This is a genomic window from Sphingopyxis sp. (assembly GCF_016463645.1).
In the GTDB taxonomy this organism is placed as follows: Bacteria; Pseudomonadota; Alphaproteobacteria; order Sphingomonadales; family Sphingomonadaceae; genus Sphingopyxis.
On record NZ_JAEMQX010000147.1, the window covers coordinates 1 to 8,204 of the forward strand.

9 protein-coding genes are annotated in these 8,204 nt (G+C 64.2%); 6 read left to right on the forward strand and 3 right to left on the reverse strand.

Annotated features, from left to right (window positions below; all coding sequences use genetic code 11):
• Window positions 1-585: 5'/3'-nucleotidase SurE (surE, locus tag JHC57_RS19430; RefSeq protein WP_294032198.1), on the forward strand; the 585-nt coding region annotated here is incomplete at its 5' end.
• Window positions 586-618: 33 nt separating this feature from the next.
• On the forward strand, window positions 619-1,686 hold the full coding sequence (locus tag JHC57_RS19435; RefSeq protein ID WP_294032200.1) for a TrkA family potassium uptake protein: 1,068 nt from the start codon (window positions 619-621) through the stop codon (window positions 1,684-1,686).
• A 3-nt stretch (window positions 1,687-1,689) separates the two neighbouring features.
• On the opposite strand, the gene JHC57_RS19440 is transcribed toward JHC57_RS19435, so the two are convergent.
• A complete protein-coding gene (locus JHC57_RS19440; protein WP_294032201.1) occupies window positions 1,690-2,019 on the reverse strand; it encodes a DUF423 domain-containing protein in 330 nt (109 codons plus the stop codon).
• A gap of 92 nt (window positions 2,020-2,111) precedes the next feature.
• Between JHC57_RS19440 and rimO the strand changes: the two genes are divergently transcribed.
• The 3 genes from rimO (at window position 2,112) to JHC57_RS19455 (ending at window position 5,478) form a co-directional block, all read left to right on the forward strand.
• On the forward strand, window positions 2,112-3,482 hold the full coding sequence (rimO, locus tag JHC57_RS19445) for a 30S ribosomal protein S12 methylthiotransferase RimO (RefSeq protein WP_294032203.1): 1,371 nt from the start codon (window positions 2,112-2,114) through the stop codon (window positions 3,480-3,482).
• Between the two features lie 66 nt (window positions 3,483-3,548).
• Window positions 3,549-5,018 (forward strand): DUF4403 family protein, encoded by a 1,470-nt coding sequence (locus JHC57_RS19450; protein ID WP_294032204.1) that lies wholly within the window; start codon window positions 3,549-3,551, stop codon window positions 5,016-5,018.
• Between the two features lie 19 nt (window positions 5,019-5,037).
• Window positions 5,038-5,478: a hypothetical protein gene (locus JHC57_RS19455; RefSeq protein ID WP_294032206.1), complete on the forward strand. Its 441-nt coding sequence runs from the start codon at window positions 5,038-5,040 to the stop codon at window positions 5,476-5,478.
• On the opposite strand, the gene JHC57_RS19460 is transcribed toward JHC57_RS19455, so the two are convergent.
• Window positions 5,462-6,475 carry an inorganic phosphate transporter gene (locus JHC57_RS19460; RefSeq protein ID WP_294032208.1) on the reverse strand — a complete coding sequence of 338 codons (1,014 nt, stop codon included), beginning with the start codon at window positions 6,473-6,475 and terminating at the stop codon, window positions 5,462-5,464. The two genes, JHC57_RS19455 and JHC57_RS19460, sit on opposite strands and share 17 nt — an antisense overlap.
• Before the next feature lie 15 nt (window positions 6,476-6,490).
• The gene (locus JHC57_RS19465) at window positions 6,491-7,615 is read right to left on the reverse strand and encodes a DUF47 family protein (RefSeq protein WP_294032210.1); all 1,125 of its coding nucleotides are present in this window, start codon (window positions 7,613-7,615) and stop codon (window positions 6,491-6,493) included.
• Window positions 7,616-7,809: 194 nt separating this feature from the next.
• Between JHC57_RS19465 and JHC57_RS19470 the strand changes: the two genes are divergently transcribed.
• On the forward strand, window positions 7,810-8,204 hold a 395-nt coding region (locus JHC57_RS19470; RefSeq protein WP_294032212.1), incomplete at its 3' end, for an NAD(P)/FAD-dependent oxidoreductase.

Genomic DNA, 8,204 nt, shown 5'->3' on the forward strand with positions numbered 1-8,204 from the left:
CGCTGGTCGTGCAGCGGCACCCCGACCGATTCGGTGATGATGGCGATCGGCAAGCTGATGCCCGAAAAGCCCGATCTCATTCTCTCGGGGGTCAATCGCGGCGCCAACCTCGGCGACGACATCACCTATTCGGGCACCGTGTCCGCCGCGATCGAAGGCGCGCTGGCCGGCATCCGCTCGATCGCGCTCAGTCAGGTTTATGCCAGGGAAGGCATGGGCGACAGCGTGCCTTTCGAGGCCGCGGAGCAATGGGGCGCCAAGGTGTTGCGGCCGCTCCTCGACCAGGAGATGCCGCCGCGCACGCTGATCAACATCAACTTTCCCGCGATTTCCGCCGCCGACGTACAGGGCATCCGCGTCACGCGCCAGGGCTTCCACGATTATGGCCGTGGTTCGATCGTCGAAGGGACCGATCCGCGCGGCTATCGCTATTACTGGTTCGGCCTCCACGGCATCGAACACAGCCTCGGGCATGACAGCGATCTCGAGGCGATCGACGACCGATATATTTCGGTCACCCCGCTTCAGCTCGACCTGACCCACGATGCCTCGCTCGCCGCGCTGCGCGGCGCCTATGGCGGCTAGCGTTCGGCGCAAGGCTTTGGCACAAGGGCCGCGATGAGCAAGCGGCCGAACCCAAAGCTCCAGATCCAGAGCGGCTTTCACCTGCTGAAGCGCGCGAGCAAATGGCCGATCTGGGCCGACGTCATCACACGCCTCGGCGTCGCTTTCTTCCTCATCGCGATCGTCGTGCTCGTCCACTGGATCGACCGCGCGGGGCTGAAGGACAGCCACGACGGCCAGATCAGCTTTCTCGACGTCGTCTATTTCACGATGATCTCGGTCACGACGACCGGCTTCGGCGATATCGCCCCGGTGTCCGACCGTTCGCGGCTGATCGAAGCGGTGATCGTGACGCCGATCCGTATCATGGTGCTCTTCATCTTCGTCGGCACCGCCTATAATTTCGTCATCAAGCGCACATGGGAAAAATGGCGTATGGCCCGCATCCAGGCAAAGCTCACCAATCATATCGTCGTGCTGGGTTATGGCACGAGCGGCGCCGAGGCGGTCCGCGAACTGATCGCGCGCGGTACCGATCCGTCGTGCATCGTCGTGATCGACCAGGCACGCAACCGGATCAACGCCGCGGAAGCTGCCGGCTGCAACGTGCTGGAGGGCGATGCGTCGAACGACGACACGCTGGTCGATGTGCGGATCAACGAAGCGCAATCGGTGCTGGTATCCGCGGGGCGCGACGACAGCTCGATCCTCATCGTGCTCACCGTCCGCCACCTCGCACCGCACGTTCCGATCAGCGTCGTCATTCGCGCGCAGGACAACGAACTGCTCGCGCGGCAGGCGGGAGCGAACAATGTCATCAACCCCGTCAGCTTCACGGGCCTTCTGCTCGCCGGATCGGCGCAGGGCGAACATGTCGCCGATTATATGGCCGACCTCGCCAGCGTGGGCGGCCGCGTCCAGCTTCGCGAGCGGACCGTGAGCGGAGAAGAAGTAGGTAGCAGCATCGACCAGCTTGCCAGCGGCGGGCGAGGCCTGCGCATCTATCGCGGGGGCAAGCCCTACGGCTTCTGGGAACCCGAGGCGCAGCGGCTCGAGCATGGCGACCAGATCGTCGAGGTGATCAACTGCGAGGAATGCGAGGCGAATGTCCCCGGCGGCTGATGCCTAGGCGCGCCAGTAGAGCCAGCCCGCCCACAGCCAGCCGATGATCAGCAGGCCGCCGCCGATCGGCGTCACCGCACCCAGCCAGCGCGGGGCGCCGAGCGCCATCGCATAGAGGGTCAGCGAAAAGATCGCCGCTCCGGCGAGGAGCATGGTCGCCGGCCCGCGCGCGAAGCCCATGATCGCGAGCGCCGCGACGGCATGGGCGAGCTGGTAGAGCCCGCCGGTGCGCAGCCATTCGGCCTCCTGCGGGCCCGACGCACCGTGCGCGCCGAACGCGCCCGCCGCAACAGCCATCGCCGCCGAAATCGCCGCAAACGCCCCGATCGCCATCGCCTTTATCCTTTCATCCGAACCGCGCGCTCCATGCCCGTGTGCACCGCGCGTGACAAGGGCCGCGAAATCGACTATGGGCGCCGCCAATCATGACAGTCAAAACGCTCCCCACCCAGCCGAAGGTCGGCATGGTTTCGCTCGGCTGCCCCAAGGCGCTGGTCGACAGCGAACGGATTCTGACCAAGCTCCGCGCCGATGGCTACGGCCTGTCGCCCGATTACGCGGGCGCCGACGTCGTGCTCGTCAACACCTGCGGCTTCCTCGACTCGGCGAAGGAAGAAAGTCTCGAGGCGATCGGCGAGGCGATAGCCGAGAATGGCCGCGTCATCGTCACCGGCTGCATGGGCAACGAGGCCGAGGTGATCCGCGCCCGTTTCCCGGGCGTGCTCGCGGTCACCGGCGCGCATCAGTATGAACAGGTCGTCGATGCCGTCCACGACGCCGCACCGCCGACGCAGGGCCCGTTCGTCGACCTCGTTCCCGAGGGCGGCCTGAAGCTCACCCCGCGCCACTACAGCTATCTGAAGATATCCGAAGGCTGCAACCACAGCTGCTCCTTCTGCATCATCCCCGATCTCCGCGGAAAACTGGTATCGCGCCGCATCGACGCGGTGCTGCGCGAGGCCGAGAAGCTCGTCGCGGCGGGCACGAAGGAATTGCTGGTAATCAGCCAGGACACCTCGGCCTATGGCGTCGACATCCGGCACGACCCGCGCCAGTGGCACGGCCGTGAAGTGCGCGCGCACATGACCGACCTTGCGCGCGAACTCGGCCAATTGAAGACGAGCGATGGCAACGCCCCGTGGGTGCGCCTCCACTATGTCTACCCTTATCCGCACGTCGACGCGGTGATCCCGCTGATGGCCGAAGGGCTACTGACACCGTATCTCGACATCCCGTTCCAGCACGCGAGCCCGAGCGTCCTCAAGCGCATGAAGCGCCCCGCGAACGAGGCGAAGGTACTCGAACGGCTGAAGAGCTGGCGCCAGATCGCCCCCGACATCGCGATCCGCTCAAGCTTCGTCGTCGGCTTCCCCGGCGAGACCGAGGCCGATTTCCAGTATCTTCTCGACTGGCTCGACGAAGCCCAGCTCGACCGCGTTGGCGCCTTCCGCTTCGAGCCCGTCGCGGGTGCGCAGGCCAATGCGCTCGACAATCCGGTGCCCGAAGAGGTCAAGGAAGAACGCTATCAGCGCATCATGGCCAAGACCGCCGCAATCAGCGCCGCAAAGCTCGAAGCCAAGATCGGCCGCACGCTGCCCGTCATCATCGACGAAGTCGGCGAGGCGGACGAAGACGGCAGCATCGGCGCCACCGGCCGTTCACAGGCCGACGCGCCCGAGATCGATGGCCATGTATATCTCCGTGATGTCGCGGCGACGCTGAAAGCCGGCGACATCGTCGATGTCGAGATCGAGGACGCCGACGAGCATGACCTGTTCGGAGTGGTCGCAGCCTGAGGCACAATATTGGAACGGCTTTACCCCGTTCGATGTTACCCGGAGACATCGAACAGGGATCGTACCATGCATGCCAGAGCGTTTGTAGCGCTGTTATCGATCGGACTGCTGACCGGTTGCGACCGCCAGACAAAAGTCGAAGCCCCGGCGCGCGCCACTGACGAGGCGCCCTCCCCCACGCAGAGATCGTTGATCGCGGTGCCGATCAACGGCAACACGGCCGCGCTCAAGCAGGCGCTCGAACGCACGGTGCCGCGAACCTTATGGACGATCAACCAGCGCGAGCGGGCTTGCGTGAAGCCCCAGCGCGTCAAGGTTTTCGGCAAGAAGGTAAAGGTTACGCCTCCGATCGCCTGCACGATCATCGGTCAGGTGACGCGCGGACCGCTGCGGCTGCATGGCGAAGGCAACGAGTTCGTCGTCGACATGCCGCTTCATGCAAGCATCAGCGCGCGCGACGTCGGCGGGGTGCTGAAGGGCGAGACCGCGACCGGCGTGGCGATGGCACACGCCCGCGTCCGTATCGAATTGACGCCCGACTGGCGCACGCAGGGCAAGGCGCGCATCACTTATGGCTGGACCAAGGCACCCGGGATCGACTTCCTCGGACGGCGCATCACCTTTACCGATCAGGCGGACACGAAACTGAAACCGGTCGTGGCGGGCGTCGAGCGCGAGGTGAACCGCGAGATCGCGAAGATCGATATCCGCAAACAGGCGGGCGATGTGTGGCGGCAGAGCTTCACATCGCTCGAACTCAACCACGAAAATCCGCCGGTGTGGATGCGCGTGACGCCGCAGCGCATCCTCTATGGTGGCTACCGGATAGACGGGCAGCGGATGAAGCTCAACCTCGGACTCGAGGCGATCACCGAGACCTTCGTCTCGGGCCGCCCTGCCGATCCGACGCCCACGCCGCTGCCCCGCCTCGTTCGCGAAGCGCCGAAACCCCATCTCGACGTGCGCGTCCCGGTGATCGCCGACTATGCGCAATTGCAGCCCGTCGTCGACCGGGCGCTTGCCATACGTTCGGCGCGCCCGTTCGTGCTGCCGAAGCTCGGCTCCATGATGGTGAAGTTCGGCAAGTCGACCATCTATGGCGCCGAGGGGGGCCGAATTGCGGTCGGCGTCGATGTCGATGCAAAGCTGGAAATCCGCTCGGGCGAGCCGACCCGCGGGCGCATCTGGATGACCGCGATCCCGGTCAACAAGCCCGGGTCAGCCGAGGTGCATTTCACGGACCTTGTCATCAACGGCGACACCGACGGGGTCGGAGGCGACCTGCTGATCCTGCTCGGACGCAGCGAGGGCTTCGCGCCGCTGATCGCCGAAGCCCTGACGCAGAATTTCACCCGCGACCTCGGCGAATTGCAGGGCAAGATCAAACGTGCGGTCAACAAGCGGCGCGAGGGTATCTTTGTGATTCGCACCCGCATCGACGGCTTCGAGACCGGCGAGATCAAGGCCTATGGCAATGGCCTCTATCTACCGGTGAGGATGGTCGGAGGAGCCAGCGTAGATTATCATCCGCGGTGACATCGGCGGTGCAATTCATATGAAAGGTTCAAAGATGCGGCCGAATTTGATCCCTGTCCTTCTGGCCTCCGCGCTATGTTTCTTCCCCGCCACGCTGGCGGCGCAAGCTGTCGGCGAAACCGGCGCCACCGCGAAAAAGGGCATATGGATCGGAAATCTGGACCTCTGCGGAGCAGGTCCGGTCAAAGCGACGGCCAGTGTCGAGGCTCTCAGCGGCTTGCCCATCGTCAACATCACCCTGCCCGCCGCGCTTCGCGACGCGCTGGCGAAAATGACGGCCGCCAATATCGGCAAGCCGCTGCCGATCCGCGTCGATGGCCGGGTCGTCAGCGAACCGCACGTGAACGAACCGATCCTGGGCGGCGAGCTTCAGATTTCGGGCGTGGATCAGGCGGAGGCTGACCGGATTGCGGCTGCTTTGCAAAGCTGCCCGGCGGAAACAGCTAGAACAGCCGGGTGACCCCGTAAAAGGCGGCCGCCACCACCGCGCTCGCGGGGATGGTGATGAACCATGCCGCGACGACGTTGCCCGCGACGCCCCAGCGTACCGCGCTCGCCCGGCGCGCAACGCCCGCACCGATAATGCTACCGGTGATCGTGTGCGTCGTCGACACCGGGATACCGAGCAGGCTCGCGGTAAACACCATGATCGAGCCGCCGGTCGAGGCGGCGAAGCCTTGATGGTGCGACAGTTTGGTGATCCGGCCGCCCATCGTCTCGATAATCTTCCACCCACCCGAAAGCGTGCCGAGCGCAATCGCAATATAGCAGCTGAACGCGACCCAGTGCGGCACATGAAATTCGCCGCCCAGATAGCCTGTCGAGTAGAGGAGGACCGTGATGATCCCCATCGTCTTTTGCGCGTCGTTGAGGCCGTGACTGATCGAATAGGCGGCCGACGATAAAAGATGCAGGTGCCGAAAAGTCTTTTCGGCGAAGCTCGCGGTCGCGCGGCGCAGCGCCCAGCTGCTGACGAGCATCACCAGCATCGCGAGCATCATGCCGAGCAAGGGCGAGAGGAAGATCGCGACGACCGTCTTGTTGAGCCCGGTCCACTCGATCCCCTCGAACCCCGCATGCGCGACACCCGCGCCCACGATGCCGCCGACCAGAGCATGACTCGACGACGAGGGAATACCCTTGAGCCAGGTGACGACATTCCAGAACATCGCGCCGACGAGCGCACCGAACACGACCGCCGGCGTCACCAGATCCTTGTCGATGATCCCCTTGCCGATCGTCTCGGCGACCTTGTGCAGTTCGGGAAAGATAATCGACAGGAAGTATGCGGCGAAGTTGAAGAAAGCCGCGAACAACACCGCCTGCACAGGACGCAGCAGGCGCGTCGCAACGACGGTCGCGATGCTGTTCGCGGCATCGTGCAGGCCATTGAGGAAGTCGAACGCCAGCGCGAGAATGACGAGGCCGACGAGGAGCGGGAAAGCGAGTTCGTGCATGAGAACGCCCTCCGCTTACGCGTGGTCGATGACCAGGCCGTCGATTTCGTTCGCGACATCCTCGAAACTGTCGGTGACGCGTTCGAGGTGGCGAAACAGCTCACGCGCAATCAGGAAGCGCGTCGGGTTCGCCTCTCCATGCTCGCGGAACAGGCGCTTGAGGCCTGCCGCGTGGATCTCGTCGGCGTGTCCTTCCATGCGGACCAGCCGTTCGGTGAGTTCGTGGAGGCGCGGGCCGTTGGCGCCGATATTGCGGAGCAGCGGCAGCGCCTCGGCGGTCAAGCGCGCGGCGTCGACGATGATGCCCGCAATATCGCGCATTTCGGGTTCGAATTCGGTGACGTCGTACAGATCCACCGCGCCCGCGGTCTTCTGCATCTCGTCGATCGCATCGTCCATCGAAGCGATCAGGTCGGTGATCGCGCTGCGGTCGAACGGCGTCAGGAAAGTACGGCGGACGGTCTGGAGCACCTCGCGGGTGATCGCGTCGGCGTCATGCTCGCGCTCGATGATTTCCTGGACATGGTCGGCCATGCCCTCGCCGCCCTGCAGCATCCGCGACAGCGCGTTCGCCCCAGCAACGAGCGTCGCGGCGTGACTTTCGAATAGTTCGAAGAAATTTCCCTGTCGCGGCAGCAAACGCTGAAACCATGCGAACATCCAGCTAACCCCTGTCTTGTCTGCTACATTTTCGGCGACACCGCGCGGTTGGGCGACGGCGCGAAAGCCGCTGTCGCCAAAGGAGCGGATCAAGGCCTGCAAATCGGGCTCGTCGACCGCCGACGCCGCGTCGCTGAACGAGAACCATTTGCGGTCGCGCTCGTCCATTTCCTTCCAGTCGTCGAGTTCGTTGGTGACAGCGAGCGGAAAGACCTCGACATTATACATGATCGACGCGCCGTTCGCCCGGCGCTTGCGATATTCATAGCTGCCGATCGGCGTCGGACAGACCGCACCGATCACGCCCGCCTCTTCCTCGGCCTCGATCGCTGCGGCGGCGTGGCGCGTCATCCCGCTCAGCGGATTGCCCTTCGGCACCACCCAGCGCTTCGTCTCGCGCGACGTGATGAGCAGGATTTCGGTCGGGCCGTCCTGCGCCGGGCCGCCGAATCGATAGGGCAGGACCGCGATCTGGCGCATGAAGATCAATCCTTTCCTATAGTTGATGCGGCATCATGGCCGAACGGTTACAAACGGGTTTCGCCCCTATGACAATAATGTGACAGCTACAAGGGAGACCCGCCCCTCGGGCCATAGTTTCGCGACTGCCAATTCGATTGCAAAATGCAACGCGGTGCGTAAGCTGACCTCAAAGACAGATGGGAGACGACAGCATGGCAGGCACGGCGACGACGGAACGCCCCGCGGATGCGAAAGCTGCACCGGTCGATCAGGATGTGCTGATCGTGGGCGCTGGCATTTCGGGCATCGGCATGGCGGTTCATTTGCAGATGAACTGCTCCGACCGCAGCTTTTCTCTCGTCGAGCGCCGCGAACAACTGGGCGGCACCTGGGATCTCTTCCGCTACCCCGGCATCCGTTCGGACAGCGACATGCACACCCTCGGCTTTGTCTTCGAACCGTGGAAGCATGAAAAGTCGATCGCCGACGGCCCGTCGATCCTCGAATATCTGAACCGCATCGTCGACGAGCGCCATATCCGCGAGCGCATCCGTTTCGACAGCAAGGTCGTCGGCGCAGACTGGGACAGTGCGGCGGCGCGCTGGAC

Coding starts and splice junctions, on each gene's coding strand:
- JHC57_RS19440 (WP_294032201.1), bottom strand. CDS start 2,019: ATGGCGATCGGGGCGTTTGCGGCGATTTCGGCGGCGATGGCTGTTGCG.
- JHC57_RS19455 (WP_294032206.1), top strand. CDS start 5,038: ATGAAAGGTTCAAAGATGCGGCCGAATTTGATCCCTGTCCTTCTGGCC.
- JHC57_RS19465 (WP_294032210.1), bottom strand. CDS start 7,615: ATGCGCCAGATCGCGGTCCTGCCCTATCGATTCGGCGGCCCGGCGCAG.
- JHC57_RS19435 (WP_294032200.1), top strand. CDS start 619: ATGAGCAAGCGGCCGAACCCAAAGCTCCAGATCCAGAGCGGCTTTCAC.
- JHC57_RS19450 (WP_294032204.1), top strand. CDS start 3,549: ATGCATGCCAGAGCGTTTGTAGCGCTGTTATCGATCGGACTGCTGACC.
- rimO (WP_294032203.1), top strand. CDS start 2,112: ATGACAGTCAAAACGCTCCCCACCCAGCCGAAGGTCGGCATGGTTTCG.
- JHC57_RS19460 (WP_294032208.1), bottom strand. CDS start 6,475: ATGCACGAACTCGCTTTCCCGCTCCTCGTCGGCCTCGTCATTCTCGCG.